Raw genomic sequence first — 25,175 nt, forward strand, 5'->3', positions numbered from 1 at the left:
AAGTAAGCTTTTACCGTACAGCAAGCTTTCCCACGTTAATCAGGAATTAGCACTAAGGTAAGAAACTTTTGACGAATTAGGCGATCGATAAGGCATTACCGATGTAAAAAGTAACCAGTATTATGAATCAATTTTTGCGATTAGTTAGTAACAGTGTAGGCATCAGAAAATATAGTCATGCCATTCAATGGATTACTTAACTGCATGATTGATCCGTGAATCTGCCGGTAAAGCAGTCGATGTGGTAATTTGGTGTACGTTTATCAAACCGACCCAGCGGGCAGCCAGTTTAATACCTGTACAGTATTAATCAAACACAGTCCGTAACTGTCGCTGGCAGTTCTAAAAATTCACTCTCAACGTAGCACCATACGTCCTCGGGTTGCCTAAGTGAGCCGCCCCGAAATTATAAGCATAGTCAATAAAAGTCTTGTTGCTCAGGTTACGTCCCCAGAAAAACAATTCAGCACGTCGTGACGAGATGCCTAATCGAGCATTCAATAAACTGTAGCCCTGTTGGGAAATCTGATTGGCCAGATCGAAATACTGTTTCCCCAGATAACTCCATTCTCCGCGTGCAATTAGTCTAAATTGTTGAGCTCCACCCAGTGCATAGCCATATTGCACCGCCAGCATGGAGGTAATGTCGGGTGTAAATATCTGACGGTTATCCTTTAGGTTAACCGTTTCACCGTTTGAGGCCAAATTGAGCGACGAATATTTAGCATTCGTATAGCCAGCCTGATACGTCAATTCCAGTCCTTTTGCGGGTGTTGCCTGCACCTCGAGCTCTACCCCTTTACTAGTCAACTGGCCCGCATTTCGGGTAACCGTTATGGCATCAGGCAAAATCAATGTGGGCACCTGGGCATTCTGCACCTGGGTATAGAAAGCAGCGACATTCACACGCAGTTGGTTGTTCCAGAATGTGTTCTTCAAACCAATTTCAACATTGTTACTGTATTCAGGTTTGTAGGCATACAGGGGTGGCTGCGAGGGATCGGACGAAAGCTGGGAGATGCCACCCGCGCGGTATCCCCGACTATAGGTCGCATATACCTGGTGATTTTCAGCCCATTGATACCCCAGACTGGCTTTCGGTGAGATAGCGGTAAACCTGGCCGTCGTCGACGTATCGGGCTGGGTGACCATGGCTATGTCGCCATCCTGCTGGAACTCACCCAGTACGGATTGCTTTTTGTGCTCGTAATCATACCGCAGGCCAAGCGTTAGTTTCAGTCTGGGATTGATTGCATACGTTCCCTGTCCATAAACGGCCAGCCCAAAACTCTTTCCCGTATTGGTACTGATACTGGTGAAGTTAGGAAAAGGGGCACCAACCAACGCGGCATCATTGCCGAAATGAGTTCCCTGCTTCACCGGATTATTCTGATAAAAGCCATAGATACCAGCAATCCAGTTGAAACGGGACGTTGAACTGGCCGGGGAAGTAAACCGAAATTCCTGCGTACCGACCCGTACATTGTTCCACTTTTTACCGTAATCATCAACAATGGTAACCCCATCGATGGGTGAAAAATCACCATCGAGTGGCTGTGTATAATACCGGTAATTGGACTGGTAGGCCGTTTGCGACGTAAACGTAAACCCTTTCCCGGCATAATTTGCCGATAAAGACGTATTGATTACCCGATCCATAAGTCGGCCGACAGCATTCTGATTCACTGTGAATGGATCACTTAACGCTTCCTGCGGACTGGAAGCCAAGGGAAAAGCACCGTCATTTCGGTTCATATTGTGCTTTACATTGAGAGTCAGCGACCAGCGCGAACTGGCCAGAAACTTCAAATAATAATTCCCCATGAAGTAATTTGCCCGGTCGAATCCTGATTGATTAAATGCATTCCGATAAAAACCATCCTGCTGCCCGTATAATGCCGAAATGCCCAGAAACAAACGATCCTTCACTAAGGGTGTCCGCAACCCGGCACTATATCGCTGTTGACCATAACTACCATAATTAAGTTCGACAAATCCCCGCGTTTTGTTATCGGGTTGCCTGGTAATAATGTTAATGACTCCGCCCATTGCATTACGGCCATACAGGGTTCCCTGCGGGCCCCGCAACACCTCTATTCGCTCAATGTCAAGCAGTTGCGACACATAGGTATCCAAACTAAACTGGTTGACCCCATCGATATACGTAGCAACGGTTGGATCGTAGGACGTCGTGGCAATGCCCCTGATGGATGTTACGTTGCGCCCGTCACCGGGATTGGCTGAATACAAATTGGGAATTAGAGTGGTAAGGTCTTTACTCGTCCACAATCGATAGTCCTGAACCTGCTTCGACGAAAGTGTTGATACGCTGAATGGCAGTTTTTGCGGATCTTCTTCTACTTTTTGGGCCGACACCGTTACTTCATCTAATCGTCGTGCTGATTCTGCGAGCTGGATCGTCAGGGTCTGATTCTCAGCGGTAATCGTAACCGATCTGGTAGCCGTGGCAAACCCCAGTGCACTCACCTTCAGTGTATATCGACCTGGTGGTACATTTGGGATGCTGAATTTCCCCTGATTGTCGGTTGGCGTTCCCAGGTTAGTGTTTAACAGATACACATAAGCGTCACGGATGCCAAGCGATTGCTGATCGGTAATTGTTCCGGAGAAGCTGCCCAGAGTCTGGCTTTTGACTGTTGGAATAGAACTAATAAGTACGATGCACAAAGACCAGATAAACTTGTTCATAGAATAAAGAGGCAATGGAGTTGATTTTCTTACTGGCTTGCCAGCCTGACAAAATTAAACCTTGATTCGCGGGTATAGCCTTTTTTCAAAAAGACAACAGCGCACAGAATTTTAAATTCCTGAGAATGACACGTTAGCTCTTTTTACTTTTGGAAAATAAAATGGTTACCTGTTTTCTTCCTCTATCGACTCTGCCCTACTGAGCTAAGCAATAAATAGCATCTAAATGAAAACGTCGTTTAGTCAGCAAGTTTGTCGAGCCATTGGTCACTCAAACCAGGATTCGATCAGGAAAAGTCCTGTCCATTTCTGTACTTGATTTGTCCAAAAATGGACAAACTATCCTTAGCTGTGTACATAAAAATGCGCTTTCTATGCTTTCAGGCCAATTTTAGAATTTTGGCCGGGTATTTGTACGACAAAGCCTATACTAATACTATTCGCTTCGGCGTCCCGACCTTAACGGCAAACGTTATTAAATCGAACCAATTCGTCCATGACCGTTCTCATCACTTTCCGCTATGAAACGAGCCTGTTTAGGTGAACTCGAAGAAGTCGTTCTTTTGACAGTGGCCGTTCTGCAAGAATCGGCATACTGTGCATCGATTACTCAAACCATCGATCAGCAGATGGCCCGCAGCATTAGCTTCCCCACCGTTCACACCACCTTGCAACAGCTCCAGAAGAGTGGTTTACTCTTCTCCCCGATGAGCGGAGCCACTGCCCAACAGGGAGGGCGACAGAAAAGGCTCTTCACTCTAACAACAGCTGCTCAGCGGTTCCTTATCGAGTATCGCCGGGCCGACGTTCGGCAAATTCGAGCCCACTTGTGGGACGGTCCGGCGATCCGGCAGATTTCAACCCAGGTACTACTGCTATGGGAGGCTTAACCAATGGGGAAGGCCGCTTCCCAGGGCCACCAGATTCCAGGCCGCCCCGCTGGGCCGACTGGTTACTGAGCCGATTCAGCCCTTCTGGACTGGAAGATGAGCTACAAGGTGATCTGTTGGAGATGTATATCTACTGGGTGAAGACTACTGGTTTGAGGGGTGCCCGCTGGCGGTATGCACTGGCCGTTCTGCGGTTGATTCGCCCTTTAAGCTGGTCAATGACCAAACAACCGCATGAAATTTCTCATTTCTTTATTTTACATCCAGCGATGATTCGTAACTATCTTAAAATCGCCTGGCGCAACCTGACCAGGAATATTGGCTATTCAGCCATTAACATTGGTGGACTGGCCATCGGTATGGCTGTTGCCGTCATGATTGGTTTGTGGGTATATGACGAACTGACTTACAATCATTACCACAAAAACCACGACCAGATTGCCCAGATCTGGCAAAGCAGCGTCAAAAATGGAGAAATAAAAACCCGATTTACCGTACCCCGTCCGTTAGAAACAGCGCTCCGAAACGTATATGCCAATAGCTTTAAACACATCGTGATGAGTAGCTGGACACTGGACGGGGTCCTTTCGTACGGCAACAGGAAGGTGGTTAAAGAAGGCAATTACATGCAGCCTGATGCCCCTAACATGCTAAGTCTGGATATGCTGGCCGGGCAAAAAGAAGGGCTACGCGAGCCCAATTCGATCATGCTGGCTGCTTCGACAGCGAAGAGTCTTTTTGGAACGGAAAATCCGATTGGCAGGATCATCAAATTCGATAACCACTACAATCTGAAGGTTACGGGCATCTACGCCGACATTCCGTTTAGTAATTCGTTCAACACCACAACCTTCATCATTCCCTGGGAGCATATGGTGGCTAACACGCCCTGGGTTAAGGAGGCTGCCAATTCGTGGGGTAATAACTCCTTTCGGCTGTATGTGCAGATCGCTGACAACACCACGATGGAACAGGTAACGGCTAAAATCAAGGATATTAAACTGAACGTGAACCGGGCGGAATACGCGAAGAACAATCCGCAATTCCTGCTGTTGCCCATGAACGACTGGTACCTGCGAAGCAATTTTGAGAATGGCATACAATCCGGCGGGCGCATTGATACAGTATGGCTGTTTGGCTGTATAGGCGGCTTCGTCCTGCTGCTGGCCTGCATCAATTTCATGAATCTTAGCACCGCCCGTTCCCAGAAACGCGCCAAGGAGGTTGGTGTTCGGAAGTCGGTGGGTTCGGTGCGTTCTCAATTGATCGGTCAGTTTTTAAGCGAGTCGTTCCTTGTGGTCGCCCTGGCTTTTCTAATCGCCATGACGCTCGTTTTCGTCACGATGCCAGCCTTCAATACACTGGCCAGCAAGCAGATCGCATTTCCCTGGATGAACGTCTATTTCTGGGGAGCCACGCTCATCTTTATCTTATGTACGGCCCTGTTGGCGGGCAGTTACCCAGCCTTGTATCTCTCTTCTTTTCTGCCGGTGCAGGTGTTGAAGGGTGCCGGCCCTTCGTTACGGTTTCGGGTAGGACGTTTCGCTGCCTTGCCCCGTCAGCTACTGGTTGTATTACAATTCACGGTGTCCGTATCGCTGATCATTGGCACGATCATTGTTTTCCGTCAGGTTCAGCACACCAAAAATCGACCCGTCGGCTACGACCGGGCAGGACTGGTATCCATTCCGTTGACCGAAGGAGAGTTTGATGGCAAGTACGAATTTATCCGGAACGAACTCATGGGTTCGGGGGCAGTCGTGGCCATGTCGGCCACCAGCAATCCGACTACGGATGTAGCTTATGGTCGTGGCGGTTTCCTCTGGGAGGGTAAGCCTGCTGATTTCAGGGCTAGTTTTGCATGGATATGGGTATCGCCCGACTATGTCAAATCGCTGGGTATGCGAATCATTGCCGGACGCGATTTTTCTCCCGACTTCCCCTCTGACTCCAACGCGATACTCCTCAACAAAACCGCCGTCGATTACATGGGGCTCAAAGATCCCGTAGGCACCCTACTTCGTGAGGACAATACAGATAATTCCGGCCAGCCGTTAACAGTTATTGGCGTCGTCGACGACATGGTTATGGAATCTCCCTACGATCCCGTCCAACCGTCGGTGTATGAATTCAACAAAGGTTCAGCCCGCTTTTATAACCTGCGGCTTAATCCAGCCCAAAATGCCCGCGAGAGCATCGCTACCGTCGAACGGATTTACAAAAAAAACTTCCCTAATCTACCGTTTCAGTATCGATTCGTAGATCAGGAATATGCGGCCAAGTTTTCTACAGAAGAGCGAATTGGTAAACTGGCTGGCTTCTTTGCCTCCCTGGCCATTTTCATCTCGTGCTTAGGTTTATTCGGGCTATCTTCGTTCATGGCTGAGCAACGGACGAAAGAGATTGGTATCCGTAAAGTGCTGGGGGCGTCGGTGACAAACCTATGGCAGTTACTTTCCAAAGATTTTTTGGTATTGGTCATCGTGGCCTGCCTGATCACGATACCGATCGCTTATTATTTTATGAACAGCTGGTTGCAGCACTACACCTACCGCGTTGAACTTTCCTGGTGGATTTTTGCGGTGGCCATCGTCGGGGCTTTATTCATTACGCTATTGACCGTCAGCTTCCAGGCTATCAAAGCCGCGATGCTCGATCCGGTAAAAAGCCTGCGTACAGAATAAAGCACAGATGGCCCACACAACTGCAGACTGTCGTCAATCGAGGTCATGGCGACTATAAAAAAGCACCGTGTTGTTACGGTGCTTTTTTATAATTCAACGCCCGCTGATAAAGTCCAGCCTGACCTTCGAATTGATTGACAACTAATAAGTAGGACTTGAATTAATTTTAAATTCTCCGAAAGGCACACTAGTTGTTTAGCGACAGAACCTGCCCATCGGCCAATAATTTGTCTTTCAATTCTTTCTGGTTCACCGCTTGAACCGTTACCCGTTTCTGGTTAGCTAACACAGCCGCTGTACCACAAGCCTGTCCTAACGCCATGAACGTAAACTCGATCCGAATAGCCCCGTAGGCAATATGGCTCGACGATGGGCAGGATGCCGTTAGCAAATTTGTACACTCAGATGCTTTCGGTATCAGCGCCCGGTACGAAATACCAAACGGTTGCCAGGTATTGTCTCTAAATACCGATCCCTCATTATAGGCATACCCGTCTTTCACGATTCGTCGAACGCTATGTACATCGGGAGGCCAATAAGCAACGGCAACTGGGTCTGAAACGGTCGGTGGATTGCCTTTTCTTACCTGATGTTCAGTAATCACATAGTCGGAAACCATTCGTCGGGCATCGCGCACGTAGAACTGACGTGGCCAGCCGCCGTTGTCGGTAAATTCGTCTTTACTAAGCCCCCACAATGCCCATTCTTTTTGCAAGTCAGGAGCCAGCCGACCAACTTCTTCGTCATTCGCCAGGAAATAAAATAACCCCTGGGTGAATTGCCTGTGCTGGGTAAACACAGCTTGTCGGGCTGCATAATTCCCACCGGGATAAGCCATATTCATGCCGTATAAATTATGCGATAGATCGTGCCAGGCGCCCAAATCCGTTTTTCCATTAGGAATATCGACTCTCGGCCTATAGAGCTTACCCCCTGCTTTCAGGTAACGAAGGTAAATCTCGTACTGCTCACGTTGGTAGACTTCCGGCTTCGGAAATGGGATTCGATTGGTGGGATTTTTGGTCAAACACATGCGAAAACAATACGCCTGGAGGTGCTGATCGCCTTCACCAGGCGTTCCGAGCGGTTCGTTTTGGATCGTCGGAATCACGCCACTCGTCGGATCACCCATAACCTGATACGGATCGACTTTAACTAAAAACTGAGCATGATCCGTAATGGCTTGAATGCCATTTTTGGACTCCCCATACGTAGCATTTGATTCCCGACCAATAACCGTACTGATACCAGCAGCGTTCAGCAAATCACCTTCGATCGTGGCATCGATGAAGACTTTTGCCCGATATGTTTGCCCATTCTCTAGTTTGATCTGCTGAATAGCCGTTCCTTTTTTGAGAACCGCATTTTTCATCTCCAGCAATCGACTCCCATAGCGAACCTTAATCGGATACGATGCGACCCATTCGAGAATTACCCGTTCGGCTACGTGTGGCTCAAATCGCCAGATATCAGGTTTTTTAGAGCCATTTTGGAGAACTTGTTCAAATTCGCCGGAACGTCCATAGGCTTTGGCGATTCGTCGATAAAACTCAAGAGCGAGTCCGCCTACAGCCGGGCTGTTCTGGAATTCCTGATGGTTATCGATATCAGTACCTCCGAGTCCTTCAACCATAATGCCACCCAGATGTCGCCCAGGTTCCAGTAGCGCGACTGTCTGCCCCATTCGGGCAACCTGAATAGCCGCCATAACCCCAGCCGGCGTGCCACCGTACACAACTACATCATAAACGGGTTGGGCACACAGTACCCGAGGAATCAGAAATAAGAGTAAAATCAGGTAGTTTCTCATTGCTGGTCAGGAATCAATAACCCTCGTTCTGTTTTAAGGCCGGATTTGCGTCAATCTCCCGCTGGGGAATCGGCATCAGCGTATGATAAGTCTGTATGGTTGTCGCCCGGCCAAAACTGGTTTCGGCTTTCACCGCGCTCAATAGCCTGCCTGTTCGAACCAGATCAAACCAGCGCTGTCCTTCAAAACAGAGTTCAAGCCTACGCTCCAGCCATACTGCTTCTTTAAATGCCTGATACGTCAATCCCGAAAGTGGGTCCAGTCCGGCGCGGGCGCGTACTTTATTGATGGCTTCATAAGCCTGAGCGTTTGGGCCTTTGCCAGCTTCATTGAGAGCCTCGGCATACATTAACAACACCTCGGCATACCGAAGAATCGGGGCACTCTTTCCTCCATTTCCAGCAACGGTAGACGTCAGGTCCGCCAGTTTCCAGAACGAAACTCCTTTGGCTGGATCAGTATCCGTCACCGATAAAGGTGTAGTCACTTTTGTAGTCGGATGCACAAAGGAAGTCAGAAACGAAACTGGCTTCCGTTTGTCATTCGCCGGGTAGCTATTAAACAGGCTTTGGCTAACCCGAAAAATACCGCTTCCGTTTCCCGGAACTATGGGTGCTCCCCGAGGAGCATAGCCAGTTGTAAAGTTATTTCCTGCTAAGTCGGTGATATAGAGCACCTCAAATAACGATTCCTTTCCACCCCGATTAGCCAGGCTGAACACATCCGAATAATTGTCCCACAGGCTATACAGTCCCAAATCCATAGCCTCTTTTGCTTTAGCAGCCGCCAGCGCCCAATAGGGCGAAGCGGCATCGGTACCCGCCCAGGTCAGGTATACTTTCGCAAGGAGCCCTTTAGCAGCTCCCTGGGTTGCTTTGCCGACATCGGCTCCTGTATAGATTTTAGGCAATACCGTTTCGGCCTCTTTCAAATCCGTTTCAATCTGTTTATAAACCTCATCTTTGGTGGCACGAGCGATAGTTGCCTCCGCCAGGCTGGTTGTTTCGTTCAGCACAAGGGGCACTCCGCCAAAGCACTGAACCAGCGTAAAGTAGTGCATAGCCCGGAGGAATTTAGCTTCGCCAACATATCCCTTTTTGGTCGTCTCATCCATGCTGATTGGAGGTATCCGATTCAAAATGATATTCGAACGCTGAATACCCGTGTAGGCATTCGACCATATAGCCCCCGGAAACGTATTGGTCGGTACCAGGTTATAATTCCACAAGGCCACTCGGTCGGCATTGCCCGTCAGAAATGGGATACCATCGTCGGCAGCCACAACATTGGGCGTCATCAGCACTTCGTCTCTGTACATCGAGCGGAGCATACTGTACATGGACACAACGGCGGCTTTGGCGTCGGAAGGGGTTTGGTAATAGGTTCCGACCGAAACATTGCTTTTAGAAGCTAAATCGAGATCCGGGACACAGCCGCTCAGGATCATGAATACGGAAAAGATGCTATATTTTTTCACGGAATGTCGGAGTTAAGCGGTTAGAATTTCACGTTGAGGCCAGCCAGAAAGGTTTTAGCCGTCGGATAACTTCCATAATCTATCCCCTGACTAATGGGACTTCCACCGGCAAAGTTGACCTCAGGATCGTAGCCTTTGAAGTTGGTGATCGTCAGCCAGTTTTGGGCCGACACATAGATTTTCAACTGCTGAAGCGCCAGCTTTTTCGATACAGCCTGCGGTAAGGTATAGCCCAGCGAAATGTTTTTCAGGCGCAGGTAGGAACCATCTTCGATGTGGAAGGTGGACAAAATACGCTGTCCACCCGCTGAGTTTGCCCTTGGAATGTCGGTGTTGGTATTGGTAGGCGTCCAACGGTTGAGTACGTCTTTCGACTGATTGTTGTTGCCATTCAGGTTATACAACCCGAAGCGCCCGAAATTCAGAATACTATTCCCTGAACTGCCTTGTAAAAAGAGGGTCAGATCGAAGCCTTTGTATGTAAACGTATTGTTGAATCCGCCAAAGAATTTGGGATTGCCATTCCCAATGATGGTGCGATCCAGATCATTGATTATGCCATCCCCATTCAGGTCTTTGTATTTCAAATCACCGGGCTTTTCGGTTTTCTGAGCGGATGCGTTTACTTCTTCCTGCGTCTGAAAAAGACCATCGGTGACGCGTCCGTAAAAGTTTCCCAGCGGCTCCCCGACTTTCAGTAAAGCGGTGTTGAAAACTTGCAGGTGGCCGCTTCCTGTACCCGCTGTAAACTCCGGCCGGCCATCCAGCGTCAGTATTTTATTTTGGTTGAACGAAATATTGAAATCGCTATTCCACTTAAAGTCTTTTGTATCGATGTTTACGGTCGACAGCGCAAACTCCCAGCCCTGATTTGACACTTTGCCAATGTTCTGTTGTATGGAGCTATAACCCGTTGTTTGCGGTACATTAACTGAGAACAACAAATCGGAGGTTATTTTCTGGTAGTAGTCTGTCGTCAATCGGATTCGGTTGTTGAACAAACCGATGTCCAGACCCGCATCAAACTGCGTACTTTTCTCCCATCGTAAATCGTAATTACTAATCGTAGCGGGTACGCCCCCTGACTGAATCGTGGGGGTCGCTCCACCCAATACACCCTGGGTAATGACGATATTCGACAGATACGAATAATCACCTATGCCCTGATTACCCGCGACGCCATAACTCAGTCGCAATTTTAAATCGGATAATGACTTGTGGTTTTGTAGAAACTTCTCGTTAATCACTCGCCAGGCGAAGGCTCCAGACGGAAAGAAGCCATACTTATTATTGGGGCCAAACCGCGACGATCCATCCCGACGAGCGGTTAAGGTCAGTAAAAAACGACTATCGAATCCGTAATTTATCCGGGCCAGATACGAAATCAATGCCCAATCGGCGGCTCCCGATCCTGGATTTTGCAAGGTGGCTCCGGCTCCCAGGTTGTTGTATAGCGCAAAATCATCGTTGAAATTGATGGCGTTGGCCGTTACGGTTTCGATGTTGTACGCTTGTGACGTATAGCCCAGTAATGCCGTCAGATTGTGCTTTGTGGCAAAAGTTCGATTATAGGTCAGTGTATTTTCATTCAGGTAATTGATGTTCAATGCACTGGCCACTGAAGCCGATCCGTTGGTACTGGCTCCCAGTTGAATAAGGCGGGTAGCGTAGTTGTTTTGCTTAGTCGATAGTAAATCAGCGCCCCAGGTCGTGCGGAAAGTGAGGTGCGGACCTATCTTGAAATCAGCGTAAAAATTAGTCAACAACCGAAGCGTATAATACAGATTCGTCACTTCTTTAGCCAACCCGACAGGATTGTCGACCAGGCTACCGTTCAGCGTACTTTGATCGCGGTAATAAATGCCCGGCGATGCATAAATGGGGAAAACGGGGGCATAGTTCAGGGCGGCATTGGTAACTCCACCAGCTGCCCCGCCGTCGGTGGCTGTGCGGCTACTGTTCGAGCGGGTGTGTGCGCCCTGCATCGATAGGCCAATGGTCAGCCAGGGTTTTACTTCCCGATCCAGATTAGCCCGCAGAGAAAACCGTTTGAAATAGGAGTTCAGAATAATCCCCTGCTGATCATAGTAGTTCCCGGAGATGGCATACCGGGTTTTGGCCTCTCCACCCGTAAAGGATAGCTGGTAATTTTGAATAGGCGCCGTTCGAAAAACCTCATCCTGCCAATCGGTACCTTCCCCTAGTGATTCGGGTAGCGGACGGGCAGCTGTCGAGCCGTCGAAATAAGCCGCTCCACCCCCATTGATTCGGGCTTCGTTAATGAATGTGGCATACTCACGGGCATTCAGTAAAGGAATTTTATGCCGGACTGACTGAACGCCATAGTATGACTCAAAATTGATACTCGACTGGCCAGCTTTTCCCCGTTTAGTCGTTACCAGCACAACGCCATTGGACCCTCTCGAACCATAAATGGCTGTTGCTGAAGCATCTTTCAGGATTTCAATCGACTCTATATCGTTTGGGTTGATCGAGTTAAGATCGCCCGTAGGAAATCCATCGATTACGTACAAGGGATCATTTCCCGCATTGACGGAACCCGTCCCTCTGATTCGGATCGTCGTCGAGCCGCCCGGCGCAGCCGAGTTCGAGGTTACCTGTACGCCCGCTATCCGGCCCTGCATGGCCCGATCAAGGGAAACGATGGGCGTAGCCTTGATCATTGATTCATCAATTCTAGCCACCGAACCCGTCAAATCGCTTTTCTTCACCATACCATAGCCCACCACCACCACTTCGTCCAGCGACTTATTATCAGTCGCCAGTTGAATATCTAAAGTGGTGCGATTTCCAATCGTTATTTCCTGGCTCTTATAGCCGACAAAGGAAAAAATCAGTACAGCCGCAGATACATTATCGGGTATTGTGAGTTGGTATATTCCCCTGGCATCGGTAGTGGTACCACGCGTCGTGTTTTTAACCACTACGCTCACTCCAGGCAGCGATCCCCCATTTTCATCACTAACCGTACCGGTTACAGTCTGATCGGCAGATTGATCCACACTAAACGTTTCGGGTTTAATCAGGTCAGACTGACTAATGCCTGAAGAAGCAGGAATTCGCTTGAGAAGTATCTGATTACCAACCACTTCATAGGAAATTTTCAGTGGCAGCAACAGTGTATTTAAAATATCGGCGAGCCGTTTGTCCCGAAAATCCAATGACACTTTTCGATAGGACTGAATCAGCTCAGGACTATAAATAAAGCGAACACCAGCGGCTTTTTCTACTCGGTCGAGGACTACTTTTACTGCCTGATCCCTGCACTGAAGGGTCACACTCCGGTTGAGAACTTCCTGCGCCTGGCCATCATGAGCCAGCGCAATGCTGACGACAAAAACGCACAGAATAAATTGAAGAAGCCCGATTCTCATAATTCTTCGCAGAAGTAAAGGCGAGGGTATAATAAATTTCATACTTTTGAATGTTTGCTAGTTGGGAAAAATTGGCAAAACAGATCCCTTCATCCTTTTCAGGACGTTCGTTTAGCCACGATATAAAAGGGATTTAACTTCAGGGGTGAACGATGCTGGAACATCGTTCACCTTTTTTTATCTCTGCATTAATTCATGGTTAGTGAGGGTTAAAGGGTAAAAAGTTAGGATTATTGGCAGGATTTGCCCGACACAATGATTCGGCCTTCCTTAAGTTCATAGGATGCCTCCAGCACCTTACAAATCCACGTTAGTTTCTGCATAAGTGGATCATCGCCCAGGGTTGCGGTGATGCTACAGTGCGCCATTACATCCGCATCGAAGACAATATCAACATCATACGCCTTTTCAAGATCGGCAAATACGGTCGCGATGGGCGTCTCCTGATAGATAAATAGCTGCTTTTCAATCGGAATGTTCAGTAAGGTCGGTTTCTCAACCAGGGCACGGGTCAGGCGACTTTCTTTTCGTTCATAGGTTACCTGTTCATTTGGCGAGAGTACCAGCCCCGTCAGCGTTCGACTGTCCTCTAAGTGTGTGAACTGGCGGTCTGACTGCGTAAACACAGATACTTTCCCGGTTTTTACGACTACCGTAATAGCCGAGTCATTGGCGTAGGCTTTCACACCAAAACTGGTTCCCAGCACCTTGGTGACCAGTTCATCTGCATAGACCAGAAAGGGCTGTGTAGGATTTTTCATTACTTCAAAGAACGCTTCGCCTGTCAGGTAGACCTCCCGTTTATCCAGCCTGAATTTCTGAGGAAAACTGATCCGGCTGTTCTTCTGAAGCAATACCGAACTCCCATCTGGCAATTGTACGTGTTGAATTGGCCGAGAATCATTCCTAACCTCAATCATCAATCTGCCCGTATGATTTACCTGGGCTACTTTTTGGTCATAAATCGAACGGGGTGTTCGGGTCGTAAAGGTCCACCAACCCAGTCCGATTATGAGGAGCACACTGGCAGCTATGGCCCACCATCGTTGATATAAAGGGCGAATAATAACCGGACGTTGCCATTGGGGTTGGGCTATCTCCTGCCGTTTAGCCTCCTGAAGCGCCCGCTCAACTGACCGCTTGATGTGCGTGTCCGAAACTGGTATGGGCTTCCCCTCCATTGCTTTTACCAGACTACGGGCCTGGTCAAGCGTTTCCCGGCGCGCCAGATTATCGGCTGCCCAGTTGTTCCAGTAGTCCTCCAAGTCATCAGCATTACCGGTTGCCCAGGCAATAAAGCGAGGGTCTTCCAGCAGCTCGTGCAAGGCATCGGTACGATTACTCATAGAATAGATAGAACACTTCCGGTGCTATTATCCCTGAAGCTGGCTGCAGATACTCAGTAGAAGACATTTTTTTTACTACTTATATAAAAATAGCAGACCAATCAGCAGAATCGAAGGCCAGTTTTCGCGAAGCCTGGTTAAAGCCCGCTGTAGTATATTACTGACTGACTGGGGTTTAATATCTAAGAGAGAAGCAATTTCTTCTGGCCGAAGACCCTGATAATAGCGGAGGTAAATGACTTCTTTTTGCCTGGCTGGCAATTGGGCAAGTGCCGCTTCAACAGTACGTTCCAGCAGATTATGGGTTTCCTGCTGGATGTAGTTCTGCTCGATTGAGAAGTCAAATGAGATTGCATCTGCCTGTCCATCGAGCAGTTGTTCGTACGCCCGTCTTTTTAAGGCTTTGATTAACTGATGACGAAACGCTTTCAGTAGGTAAAATGTAACGGACGGAGTATCGTTTAGAGTGGCCCTGTGAAGCCATAAATGAATTAGCAACTCCTGAAGGGCATCTTCAACGAATTGGGTATTAGACGAAAACTTCTGCCCGTAATGCAATAACTTACGGTAATGTCGATTAGCCAGTATAGAAAATGCCTCTTCGTCGCCGTGTCGGAAACGATGCCAAAGTTCCTGTTCTTCGACGAGAGACGTTGATGACTGTGCCAATTCGTACGGTAGCTTATCAAACGTGTTTTTATTTACAAAGCAACAATTATTAACCGAATAATTAAATGTATATGGCACATATGGACTTTATAAGACTGAAAAAGAAGGGGATGACCCACCCTTATAGCTCATGTTTGTAAAAATGAATGTTCGCTTCTGATTTTATAAGCAGTAGGACTAAGCCAATAGTTTGCATCACATCGATACTACCCTGTAATCGTGAATAATATCGATGTGATGCCTATAACCAAAGACACCATAAATCCCAGTAGTCCTTCAGCGTTTACAGGGTATACACAATTCTAGGCAGCCTATCAATCAGAAACGCCCGACCAATGGCCAGGCGTTTCGTTTCTATACCTCATCAATTCAAAACTTTAGTCGAATCTCAGCAAGCTTGCTTTCCTTAAGAGGGTATGTCTTTATTTTGATTAGCCCCCCTCCCTGACCTACTTCTTTAGTTCCATTTCCCTGCGATGAGTAGGTATCTTTGTTAATATTGAGTTGCTGCACTTCAGGTTTTACCCAAACTTTCTTTTCAATTTTTTTAGATGTATCCATTACTGTTCCTATGAAGATTTAGTGAAGTTATTTATTTTATTAGTCTAAAGCTTTTATTCACAAACAATTACCTATATTTATTTAATTTAGAAAGAATATACCTTATTATTTTCTTCTTTTCTACTTGCTAATTATTCTGAAAATCCTTTCCGATTTTTTATCCATGACTCTGTTGTGGTTGGCCTAACCTAATAAACATCCACCCAAAGTTGGGTTACCTAGGGCACAACCTCCATTTGTTCAGTCGAACTCATTATTACAACCCGAATTGATTGGTAGGATGAACCAGTTTGTTTCAGTTGGCGGAGGAAGTCGATGTTGTCTGCTCTCAATAAGATCAACAGTGACCGCAGCAAGTTTCGATACCGTTGGCTTTCTCGAAACTTTCCTGACCTTCTTTAAAGGCAAACCAGGCGAGTCCTATCATGCCTACAGCGTCGATAAAGGGAAAATGCAGCCATTCATAGAGCACGCTTGAAACCAGCAGAACGACCGACATGTAAACACAAACCATTGTACATTTCGCATCGGCGATAACTGGCGCTGATTGGAGTTGTTCACCCGTGCGAATTTTCCACCAGGCCAGAACGCGCATGATGGCAATCGAAAGCACTGAGACCACAATTCCAGCCACGGTCGTTTCGGGTTTCTGATTTTCCCAAACGCTGAATATAGCTCCCAGAATCAGGCCAGCAACCAGCACATAGAAACAACCGCCCGTAATCTGAAGGGCTAACCGCTCGAAGTTTCCCCGGTTCTTGCTCCCGAAACGGCGCAACCGGGCAATCATGGCCAAAATACCTAAACCAGATACTACTTCAATAAAGCTATCTATGCCGAACCCGGCCAGCGTTAAAGCCTCATCATGGACACCAAAGTAAAGCGATACAATGCCTTCCCCAATGTTATAAAGGACGGTGAATAAAGCCAGGCCAGTTGCAATAGTCCATCGTTTATCGACGGGGGTTTGCAGTGTCGTTTCCATACCCGATTAACGTAAACACGACGTAAATAATTTGGTTTACAGATGCCATCCTCTATCAAACACCCGAAATGAGCGCATACATTTACGCGTTATCCTGGCAAGTTTCCGTTTAGAAAATCAAGTAAATCATAGCCCAATCACCTAATTTTGAGCACGGTAGTAAAGAGAGTACAGGAGCCAAAGCTTAGATCGGCGTTTGTATTAGTTACTACACCCCACGAAACTAAGTAAAGCTTACTTAGATGCCGGTTGTTGGAGTTTGTTGAGTTCCATCACCAGATAAACCATTTCCTTCGTTTCGGTGGAATCACCCATTTCCAGAGAAATTGGGCCCTCTTCGGACTGGAAAGTCAGGTGAAACACCAGCCACGGGCAACATAGTCGCTCGAATTTGACAAATTCGGCCAGATCACCAATGATGGTATTATCTGAATTCTCGAACACCAGCTCGTAGCTCGCCGGATGTTCAACGGCACGAGTCACCTTTTTAAAAAGGGTTTGGTGCAGTTCATTCATTCGCTTGATCTGATCTTTGTCCGTGAGCCTGCAGGCCAGAGCGATTTTCTTTTTCAATACAGCTTCGGTTTCCAACGTCGTTGTTGTTTTCGTTTGAGCTATACAGGACAGCGCGACCAACCAGGCGAACCCGGTAAGCAGGAGTAATTTCATGTTTTTCCGGTAAATTTAAACGGTGGCGTATAGTCTACTGTCAAGAGCTAAATCAATAAGTATTTATGCTTATTTTGATAATTGCCCAAAAATCGAATTTTACTCGCGAATCGCCCTGGCAAAAGGAAAAAAACGGCCTGTAACACAACTACTTTTGGCTTATTTTGCCAGCTCCGCCAAACCCTCAAACGTTTGAATCATTGAGTTTTCAGGGCTCGGACCTGGTTCATTGGGAGTCAAACCGCTGCTTTGTTTCACTCTAAATTTGGTGTGTAATCGTGCGACGGACCGCAGGCAAGGGTGTTTTTCGAGAAAGGATAAATGGCTTTTAAAAATAGCTAATGCCCACCTGCGTTCACAAAACGATGATTTTCTGTAACGCAGGTGGGCAAATATAGTAGTCCTTCCAATAAATGAACTAGCCTGACACAGCCTAGTAAAGTTCGTCCAGTATACTATAAGACTACATTCCTCAGGAGGGTATATCTTTAGTTTGATTAGCGCCCCCTCCCTTGCCTACTTCCCTACTTCCATGCCCTTGCGATGAATAGGTATCTCTGGCAATATTGAGTATTTGTACTAATGGTTTTACCAAAATTTTTTTTTCGTTTTGTGGTGTGATCATCGCTGTTTTTCTTAAGCTTTAATTTATAAGTAACATGTTATCAATGGGTTAAAGCAGTTACCAATACATAATTACTCATTTTTCAGCTCACTTATTTAGACAAAATAAATTTAATAATCAGGCTCATTTAGGCTTGCCAGTAGCCCCGTAAACCTTCCAGATTTTTTATCCATGTCTCTGTTGTAGTGGGTTTAACCCAGTAAGCCTCCGCCCCTAATTGGGTTACCTCAAGGATATCTTCCATTCGTTCGGTCGAACTCATCATCACAACCGGAATAGATTGATAAACTGAACCGGGTTGTTTCAACAGACGGAGGAAGTCGATGCTGTCTGCTCGGGTGGGTAGGTATAAGTCCAGCAAAATCAACCGAGGCACCATTCCCTCCCTAGTTAAAGCGTCTAGAAAACTCATACCGGTTGAAGTAAGGGCAGCAAAAACATACTTTACCTCCGGTAAGGCCATAGGTAAAACCTTATTTAAGAGCTGTAACGTGTCAAAATTGTTTGCGACGATCAGTAAATTGCCTTGGGTTGGGTCAAAAGTCATGGCAATGTATTGCCTCTTTATTTAGATACATTATCAATAAGGTCAACGAAAAGCCAAAAGTAATGTTTCAAACAATATCAGTTCGGGTTATAAATTTCTTTTTACGGAAAATAAACGATGTACCAATGGCCACAGAGTGTATTAGCAGGGCTTCTCGTTAGAATAATATCGTCTAGAAAAAATGGGTAGACAGGCAGCTGGACTACCAGAAATCAGGGCGTAGCTGTTATACTATTCCTTTCAGTTTAAAAGTAGAGCGGTAGAAGTCGAAGAAGCGCTCGAATTTAGCAAATCACAAAGCTTAACCATTTTAAGGCCCTTAGGCCATTAATTACGCTGTAAATCAGGCCAATAATGAAAGGCTTTTAGTTGACATTGTCAATGATTATAACCGCTTGATCATAAAAATAAAACGATTGGCTTATGGTTATGTTTGACATGTACTAGCGGAGATACTATCCCTGGCTAAGCTTTACTACCATTTTTAGGCCTGCAACAGTTATGAAAACCAAGGATCAACAGGAAAACTCTCTGACCGGAGAGGACCGACAGCGTAGCTCATCAGACACCAAAGATCGACAGCGTCGCTCACGCAAGCTCAGTATTTCGCGCATCTACGGCTCCTGGGCACCGCTGGTTCTCACATTACTTTTTTTTGTCAGTTTACTACTGACGTATGCGCTCATCCAGCCCCACCCCCATACAGGACTTACGGGTAGAATTCTATTGATGACGCCCCTGTTCAATAACTCCCCTGCTTTCCTTTTTTCTCTGGCTATCGCCAGCCTGATTGGTTTGATGTGGCTCCCTTCACTGGAAGCCTATTCGACTACTAAACCAGCCACCCCTGTTAGGGCTACCAGGACTAATGCCCGTTTAGTCCATACTGCGGAACGACATCCGGCCTCCTCCTCTTTAAATGTCCCGCACCGACCTATCCAACTAATTTCCCTGGATGCATCGACTATTCAGGATTCACTGCATCAAGGCTAGTCAAACAATAGCCGTTACCCAGTGGGAAGTGCTACGAATCTACCTGAAGTCCTTTTGCCAATAAAGTCGGTCATTTTACAGTATCCTTACGACCATGCAAACTGCCTGTTCGCGATTAAAAAAAAATCGACGTATTTCGTTGATTCAGGAGTCAGGCGTAGTTCAATACAGCCGTCTCCGTCAGCTTGGCCTTCAACTGCTGGTGATGTTCATCGGCGTTTTTTACTCGTTAGCCGTGCTGGAAGTTGATCCGGGGGAAACCGGCGATGGCTTTGGGGATGTCTTCGATACGTATGTTCACAGTAAACCACTTGGCAATCCAAATCCGGTAACGGTTATTCATGAACGCAAAAGTGAGTCAATTGTGGCTGTTGTGCAGCCCGTTAAACCACTGTTCGCTTTTCCTGCCTATTGGTCAATTATTCCCTCCCTGCCGCTGCTGGCTTTTTATATACATAGACGGCATAAACACAGGTCACTGCATGTGCTGAACGCTGTCTGGCGTCTATGAGCACTTAGCACACTTCTCTTTCCCGTCCCGACTCCAGGGGTAGCCAATCTCGTTTTTACCTGTAAACTGCAGGGGGCCTTCAGGTTCTCAGTCAGTCGAATCCTGTCCTGAATGAGCGACGGCAGCTTTGCTATGCCTGAGCCTTTTCAGCGCTGTCGGTATGCACGTACATGACTGATCGTTAGGCAACGCTTACCCATCAATTGGCGCAGCAGGTAGCTCTTAGGCTATGGCTGTTGGGCATGGCTATCCTCTTTACTTAGGCGATAGGACGATCAGGCTGCAAATCTCTATTTCTTTTCTGGTTTCGATTGCTATGTTTTTCTCAACTCACTCTCTGACTCATCGTTGGTCATCCTTAATTCAAGTACTCAGTGGACTCGTGCTGATCGTTCACACATGCCCTGGGCAGCGCTTACCGAATACGTCTCTAGACTCCTTGCCCCGAACCTTGCCTGGATCTGAAGCAGCACCCTGGTTAAAGAAAACCGGGTTTACCGATCGAACGAGCTGGCAGGCGGAAGCAGGCGGCTTCGCATCCTCTTCCGGCACTGTCCCTTTCTGGCTTCAGACCAATCAGTTTGGTACCGTGCCCAAGCTAGCGCCGACAGGTCTTATGAAAGTGACCGTTCACCGGGAGTACCAGGCAGCTACAAGCAGCAAAATCCCTAAAGTGGATTGGGGCTATGGTGTCGAAGTGGTTGGCTGGACAGGAACCCTAAACCAGGCTTTACTGTCAGAGGGCTATCTGAAGGGGCGACTGGGCAAGATAGAAGTGATGGCGGGGCGACGCCGACAGATCATTGGGCTGGCCGAAAGCTCACTGTCTTCGGGTTCCTACATCTGGTCGGGGAATGCCCTGCCTGTCCCGCAAGTGCAGCTCAGTATACCCGATTACATTCCGTTAGGCTTTAGTCGGGGCTTTATTGCCCTTAAAGGGCTTTATTCCCATGGCTGGTTTGGCAACGGCCCTTACGTGCAGAAATCGTTCCTGCATCAGAAAGCAATCTATTTGCGGCTGGGTAAACCCACCGCCAGGGTCAGACTCTATGGAGCCTTTACCCATCTGGCTCAGTGGGGCGGGTTTGCTCCATTTCTCGAACGGGACCCAACCAGCTCCTTTGATGGACAGTTAGCCCAAAGTATGGAAGCCTACCTCAATGTTGTGTTACCGATGAAAACGGATGCGCTGAAGAACCGGGCCAAGTTTACCACTTTCGATCAGAACCGGGTGGGCGATCACCGGGGTTCTGCGGAGTTATCGCTGGAAATTAAGTTGGGGCAGACGTCCCTCTATGCCTATCAGCAGCATTTCTATGATCTGGGCCGGAAGTTATATAACCTGCGCAACATTGAAGATGGCCTGTATGGGCTACGTCTGGTGAATCACAAGGCCCGGCCCTTTTTTGAGGAAGTCGTATTGGAGCTGTTCAATTCGGGGAATCAGGGCGTGCTTCAGTTTGGCAAAAGTCTGGGTGGGGAAGCGGAGAATTACTTCACCAATGGCCAATATCCCGAGAGTTGGTCGTATCAGGGGCGCACGCTGGGCACACCCTTTATCAGCCAGGCCAGCGATACACGAGCAGATTTACCGCGACTGCCCTTTTCGGGTTACACGCTCGACAATACGTTGATCGAAGGCGTTCATGGCATCAATAACAACCGGGTCAGAGCACTATATGGGGCCGTTTCGGGCTGGCTCGGCTCCGATTGGCACTATCTGCTTAAAGCGTCCTATAGCCAGAATTACGGCATGTTCGCGATCCCGTTTCCAGCCGAGACGATGCAGCTATCGATGATGACCTCATTAACCCGGTCAATTCGCTGGTTTGGTGGTTCTTCGCTGTTGTTTGCCGCAGGCTATGATCAGGGCCAGTTACTGGCTAGTGCCGAGCAGATTGGGGGCTATCTGGGCTTGCGCAAGTCCTGGAAAACCCACTGAACGACCTCTCTTTAATTTCCCATCATTCACTCTTTAAAACGAAATACAGTCAGTTATGCATCTTCTTAAGCAACAAACCATGTATGACACCAAGTTGCCCGTCAATTTTCAGAGCTGGAATGAGTTTTATGATGAATTGGTCCGGTTAGGCCAAATTCAGCCGACCATTGATATTATACGGATTCGGGTATTTACGACTTCGTCCGTTGCCTATACGTCACAGAACGAAGACCGTTCATTTACTCAGTACCTGACCTATGAGCGAAAATACATCGATCAGATGTGTCTGACTGAACTGCGACGGGCCCGTGGGGATTCGTCTCATATGTCATTTACCGTCGACGAATTAACCGAACTGATCCGGTTGGTCAGCAATCAGGCCTCTCGGTTGAAACACTGGGATCTGCTGGTCAAGCTTAATGAGGAACTACTCGCCCAACAGGTACGGGAAAAAGACAGGCATTCTTACCGAACGGTATCTGGCCACGAATTCAATGCGGATTAGCCGCTTAAAAATTCTGGTCAATTGTCAAAAAAATTGTGGTTGTGGTCCGTTGTACGGTAGCCCAGCTCATCATGTGACAGGGCTACCTTATCGGAACCAATAGGCTCGTACTTACTCTTTTTTTAATAATCCGTAACCCCTATTCGCTCTTCAGGATTTCCGCAGGATTACTCTTCGCTGCTTTCATCGTCTGCGATCCGATCAGAATGAATGCGATCAGTAAGACCGCCAGCAAGCCGACGAATAGCTCGACGATCTGTACGGGTGTATGGTAGGGGAAATTTGTGAGCACGACATTTTCGAAGAACAGGTACGTTACGGGCAGAGCGATGAGTGCCGACAGCGACAGCTGTATTAGAAAACCGCGGCTCAGTAAGTAGACCAGGTTGCCGGAACTTGCGCCCATCACTTTGCGGATGCTGATTTCCTTCAGCCTGGTTTCAGTAGTGAATGCCACCATGCCGAACAATCCCATCGATGCGATGGAAATGGCGAGGAATGAAAGGAAGCCAATGATCTTGATCATCGCGGAAAATTCGCTGTAGGCCTCTTCTATTGCTTCATCATAGAATTCAGCGCTAAATGGATGGACACGATCGATCTTCTTCCATGTTGATTCGATCTTCGCCATGGTTGCCGGCATGTCAGTGCTTTGTATTTTGGCATTGATGATCGCCCTGTCTTCGGGTGTCCAGGACATGAATGCTACTGGCCCGATGAGGTTATCGACCTTCCCATAGTGAAAGTCTTTCATCACGCCAACAATGGTCATCCTGCGTCCATTCACTTTAAAATTACTGAATGTGATCTCTTGTCCGATTGCTTTTTCGGGGTCGTTGTTACCGATGTTAAATCGTTTTAGGAACGTCTGGTTAACGATCACTTCGCTGACAGCTTCCGATGTTGTGGGTCGCGCAATAAAATTCCCTCCGGCAATGAGCTTATATCCATGCAGTGATAAGTAGTTTTCGTCGACGTTGTTAGTCAGGACCAGAGCAGAGTCGCGCGAATCTTTGTATTTCATATGACCTCCCCAGGCATTACCAACGCTGGTGATGATCATCGACCGGGATAGTGCAGTTACTTCCGGCATTTCGCTTAGTTCCTTAAGAAATGCATCGGGTTTATTACCCTGCAAATTAATGTTCAGAATGTTTTCCGTATTGAATCCCAGATCGAAGGCCAGTATGTTTTTATACTGCACATAGCCGACTGCAGTTGCTGTGATAAAGATCAGTGTGACCGTGTATTGAATCACCACCAACGCTCGTCTGAGTGATAGGTGCTGGAATACTTTCACCGACGACACATTCCTGAGTGCATTAATCGCACTGACTTTCGAAAAGAACAGGGCTGGCATGAAGCCGGCAATAACCCCGACGGTGACCGAAAAGACGATGAAGGCCACAACCATTGATGGAGTGAGGTCGAGCTTCACCGTGCGCTGCATCTCCGGAGCCATGTTGATCAGCTGCGGCCGCAATACTAGAAACAGGAAATAGGCAAGTAAAAGGGATGCCAGGGAGATCATGATTGCCTCCGCCAGGAACTGTAATTGTACCTGTCTCTTTCCGGCACCGACCGCTTTGCGAAGTCCTACTTCCTTAAACCGGCGCATAGAACGTGCTATTGAAAGATTGGTATAGTTGAAACACGCGGACAGTATGACAACGAGAGCGAGCCCACCGAGTATCCAAAGAACTATCGGAGGCACGTGAGGACCAACTGGACCCATGGGCCGACGGAGCTCCTCTCCTACCACAATCTTATATAAAGGAAGAAGCTCAAGCTGGATCTTGGTGTTTTCTTCGGCGAGGTTTTCTTCCTTTGCAATTGCATCGAGTTGCGACTGGATTGAAGCTACATCGGCGTTTTCCGGGAGCAGAAGATACACGTAGTTCGACCACATGCTTGTCCATTTTTCGAAGTTTTTATCGTTCCTGTTGAGCTGTTCGGCTGTCGACAGCGATACCAACGCTTCAAACTTGATATGCGAAAAGAAGGGAACGTCCTTCATGACACCAGTCACCTGGTAATTGAGTGTATCGAATCTGACTGCCTTGCCGATCGCGGATTCGTTGCCGAACAGTTTTTTCGCTGCCGTCTCCGTCAGAACGATCGAGTAAGGATCTTTCAGCGCTGTTTCGGGATTGCCTTCCAGCATGGGAAATGTAAAAATCCTGAATAGCGATGGGTCAGCCCAGTAGCCTTTGATAGGAATAACAGTAGAGCCAACCCTGGCATCCTGCGAAAAGTCATTACGCATAATAGCCACTTCCGCGCCGGCGAACCGGTCAATGCCAATCACTTTCTCCCGAATAAGCTTTCCGGTCTTTATGGATGTTGTCCCAAACTTGCCACCTTGCTCACCTTTGGTAGTCGTAACGTTGGTGATGCGATAGATCCTCTCTCCATTCTTATTGAACCTGTCGTACGAACGCAGGTCCAGCACGAACGCGATCAGCAGTAACCCGACGGACATACTGATGGCAAGGCCAACAATGTTGATGGCCGAGAACAGTTTGTTACGCATTAAGTTGCGTCCCGATGTTTTAAAGTAGCTTCCGATCATGATCCAGTTGAAAATAAGGTTGACTGATTTTGGTCTTTATAACGGCTAAATTCTGAAGAACCTGAAGGCATCGAACCTGTAGGTCTGCTTCGCGCGACGCAGCCTGAAGTATATTACATTCCGATCGGCGTATTCACCTGATCCATAATTAGCACGTCACGTACTCCTGGAAAATCAGCAGACTACCGATCAGGCCTAAAGCAAAGTCCAGAATAGTAATCGTCGGGAATGACTTATTCCTCCAGAAGCTGCGAAGGTCAATTTTGAGGTAGTTAGCTTAAAAGG

Annotated in this window: 17 protein-coding genes; 6 read left to right on the forward strand and 11 right to left on the reverse strand. The window is 47.6% G+C overall.

The genetic code is table 11. The features are described 5' to 3' along the window. Positions 1-342 precede the first annotated feature (342 nt). Entirely contained in the window at positions 343-2,709 is a 2,367-nt protein-coding gene (locus G8759_RS21675; protein WP_167212317.1) for a TonB-dependent receptor, read from the reverse strand. Between the two features lie 521 nt (positions 2,710-3,230). Between G8759_RS21675 and G8759_RS21680 the strand changes: the two genes are divergently transcribed. Then, positions 3,231-3,599 carry a PadR family transcriptional regulator gene (locus G8759_RS21680; protein WP_167212320.1) on the forward strand — a complete coding sequence of 123 codons (369 nt, stop codon included), beginning with the start codon at positions 3,231-3,233 and terminating at the stop codon, positions 3,597-3,599. Continuing rightward, complete coding sequence (locus G8759_RS21685; RefSeq protein WP_232073895.1) at positions 3,587-6,283, forward strand: ABC transporter permease; 2,697 nt, start codon at positions 3,587-3,589, stop codon at positions 6,281-6,283. Before G8759_RS21680 ends, G8759_RS21685 begins: the two co-directional genes overlap by 13 nt. Before the next feature lie 187 nt (positions 6,284-6,470). Here G8759_RS21685 and G8759_RS21690 read toward each other — a convergent pair whose 3' ends face one another. The 9 genes from G8759_RS21690 to G8759_RS21730 all read right to left on the reverse strand — a co-directional run bounded on the left by G8759_RS21690 (position 6,471) and on the right by G8759_RS21730 (position 18,367). Further along, the gene (locus tag G8759_RS21690) at positions 6,471-8,093 is read right to left on the reverse strand and encodes an FAD-dependent oxidoreductase (RefSeq protein WP_167212323.1); all 1,623 of its coding nucleotides are present in this window, start codon (positions 8,091-8,093) and stop codon (positions 6,471-6,473) included. A gap of 13 nt (positions 8,094-8,106) precedes the next feature. Next, entirely contained in the window at positions 8,107-9,570 is a 1,464-nt protein-coding gene (locus tag G8759_RS21695) for a RagB/SusD family nutrient uptake outer membrane protein (RefSeq protein ID WP_232073896.1), read from the reverse strand. Positions 9,571-9,590: 20 nt separating this feature from the next. After that, positions 9,591-12,965, reverse strand: a complete 3,375-nt coding sequence (locus G8759_RS21700; RefSeq protein WP_167212326.1) for a TonB-dependent receptor — start codon at positions 12,963-12,965, stop codon at positions 9,591-9,593. Between the two features lie 230 nt (positions 12,966-13,195). After that, a complete protein-coding gene (locus G8759_RS21705) occupies positions 13,196-14,311 on the reverse strand; it encodes a FecR family protein (RefSeq protein ID WP_167212329.1) in 1,116 nt (371 codons plus the stop codon). 75 nt (positions 14,312-14,386) lie between these two features. Next, the gene (locus tag G8759_RS21710) at positions 14,387-14,980 is read right to left on the reverse strand and encodes an RNA polymerase sigma factor (RefSeq protein ID WP_167212332.1); all 594 of its coding nucleotides are present in this window, start codon (positions 14,978-14,980) and stop codon (positions 14,387-14,389) included. Positions 14,981-15,349: 369 nt separating this feature from the next. Next, positions 15,350-15,541 (reverse strand): hypothetical protein, encoded by a 192-nt coding sequence (locus tag G8759_RS21715; protein WP_167212335.1) that lies wholly within the window; start codon positions 15,539-15,541, stop codon positions 15,350-15,352. A 337-nt stretch (positions 15,542-15,878) separates the two neighbouring features. Beyond that, a complete protein-coding gene (locus tag G8759_RS21720; RefSeq protein ID WP_167212338.1) occupies positions 15,879-16,526 on the reverse strand; it encodes a cation transporter in 648 nt (215 codons plus the stop codon). A gap of 234 nt (positions 16,527-16,760) precedes the next feature. After that, positions 16,761-17,195, reverse strand: a complete 435-nt coding sequence (locus G8759_RS21725) for a hypothetical protein (RefSeq protein ID WP_167212341.1) — start codon at positions 17,193-17,195, stop codon at positions 16,761-16,763. 752 nt (positions 17,196-17,947) lie between these two features. After that, positions 17,948-18,367: a response regulator gene (locus G8759_RS21730; protein ID WP_167212344.1), complete on the reverse strand. Its 420-nt coding sequence runs from the start codon at positions 18,365-18,367 to the stop codon at positions 17,948-17,950. A 501-nt stretch (positions 18,368-18,868) separates the two neighbouring features. Here G8759_RS21730 and G8759_RS21735 point away from each other — a divergent pair. The 4 genes from G8759_RS21735 (at position 18,869) to G8759_RS21750 (ending at position 22,318) form a co-directional block, all read left to right on the forward strand. Further along, complete coding sequence (locus G8759_RS21735; protein ID WP_167212347.1) at positions 18,869-19,360, forward strand: hypothetical protein; 492 nt, start codon at positions 18,869-18,871, stop codon at positions 19,358-19,360. Positions 19,361-19,454: 94 nt separating this feature from the next. Continuing rightward, positions 19,455-19,871 (forward strand): hypothetical protein, encoded by a 417-nt coding sequence (locus tag G8759_RS21740; RefSeq protein ID WP_167212349.1) that lies wholly within the window; start codon positions 19,455-19,457, stop codon positions 19,869-19,871. Between the two features lie 439 nt (positions 19,872-20,310). Beyond that, complete coding sequence (locus G8759_RS21745) at positions 20,311-21,813, forward strand: capsule assembly Wzi family protein (protein ID WP_232073897.1); 1,503 nt, start codon at positions 20,311-20,313, stop codon at positions 21,811-21,813. A gap of 55 nt (positions 21,814-21,868) precedes the next feature. Beyond that, on the forward strand, positions 21,869-22,318 hold the full coding sequence (locus tag G8759_RS21750) for a hypothetical protein (protein WP_167212355.1): 450 nt from the start codon (positions 21,869-21,871) through the stop codon (positions 22,316-22,318). 139 nt (positions 22,319-22,457) lie between these two features. Here G8759_RS21750 and G8759_RS21755 read toward each other — a convergent pair whose 3' ends face one another. After that, complete coding sequence (locus G8759_RS21755) at positions 22,458-24,890, reverse strand: ABC transporter permease (RefSeq protein WP_167212357.1); 2,433 nt, start codon at positions 24,888-24,890, stop codon at positions 22,458-22,460. Positions 24,891-25,175: the final 285 nt, after the last annotated feature.

This window comes from Spirosoma aureum, from assembly GCF_011604685.1.
Lineage (GTDB): Bacteria > Bacteroidota > Bacteroidia > Cytophagales > Spirosomataceae > Spirosoma > Spirosoma aureum.

Bases quoted from the DNA above. Each gene is read 5' to 3' on its own strand.
- G8759_RS21675 (WP_167212317.1), bottom strand. From the start codon at position 2,709: ATGAACAAGTTTATCTGGTCTTTGTGCATCGTACTTATTAGTTCTATT.
- G8759_RS21680 (WP_167212320.1), top strand. From the start codon at position 3,231: ATGAAACGAGCCTGTTTAGGTGAACTCGAAGAAGTCGTTCTTTTGACA.
- G8759_RS21685 (WP_232073895.1), top strand. From the start codon at position 3,587: ATGGGAGGCTTAACCAATGGGGAAGGCCGCTTCCCAGGGCCACCAGAT.
- G8759_RS21690 (WP_167212323.1), bottom strand. From the start codon at position 8,093: ATGAGAAACTACCTGATTTTACTCTTATTTCTGATTCCTCGGGTACTG.
- G8759_RS21700 (WP_167212326.1), bottom strand. From the start codon at position 12,965: ATGAGAATCGGGCTTCTTCAATTTATTCTGTGCGTTTTTGTCGTCAGC.
- G8759_RS21705 (WP_167212329.1), bottom strand. From the start codon at position 14,311: ATGAGTAATCGTACCGATGCCTTGCACGAGCTGCTGGAAGACCCTCGC.
- G8759_RS21715 (WP_167212335.1), bottom strand. From the start codon at position 15,541: ATGGATACATCTAAAAAAATTGAAAAGAAAGTTTGGGTAAAACCTGAA.
- G8759_RS21720 (WP_167212338.1), bottom strand. From the start codon at position 16,526: ATGGAAACGACACTGCAAACCCCCGTCGATAAACGATGGACTATTGCA.
- G8759_RS21725 (WP_167212341.1), bottom strand. From the start codon at position 17,195: ATGAAATTACTCCTGCTTACCGGGTTCGCCTGGTTGGTCGCGCTGTCC.
- G8759_RS21730 (WP_167212344.1), bottom strand. From the start codon at position 18,367: ATGACTTTTGACCCAACCCAAGGCAATTTACTGATCGTCGCAAACAAT.
- G8759_RS21735 (WP_167212347.1), top strand. From the start codon at position 18,869: ATGAAAACCAAGGATCAACAGGAAAACTCTCTGACCGGAGAGGACCGA.
- G8759_RS21740 (WP_167212349.1), top strand. From the start codon at position 19,455: ATGCAAACTGCCTGTTCGCGATTAAAAAAAAATCGACGTATTTCGTTG.
- G8759_RS21750 (WP_167212355.1), top strand. From the start codon at position 21,869: ATGCATCTTCTTAAGCAACAAACCATGTATGACACCAAGTTGCCCGTC.
- G8759_RS21755 (WP_167212357.1), bottom strand. From the start codon at position 24,890: ATGATCGGAAGCTACTTTAAAACATCGGGACGCAACTTAATGCGTAAC.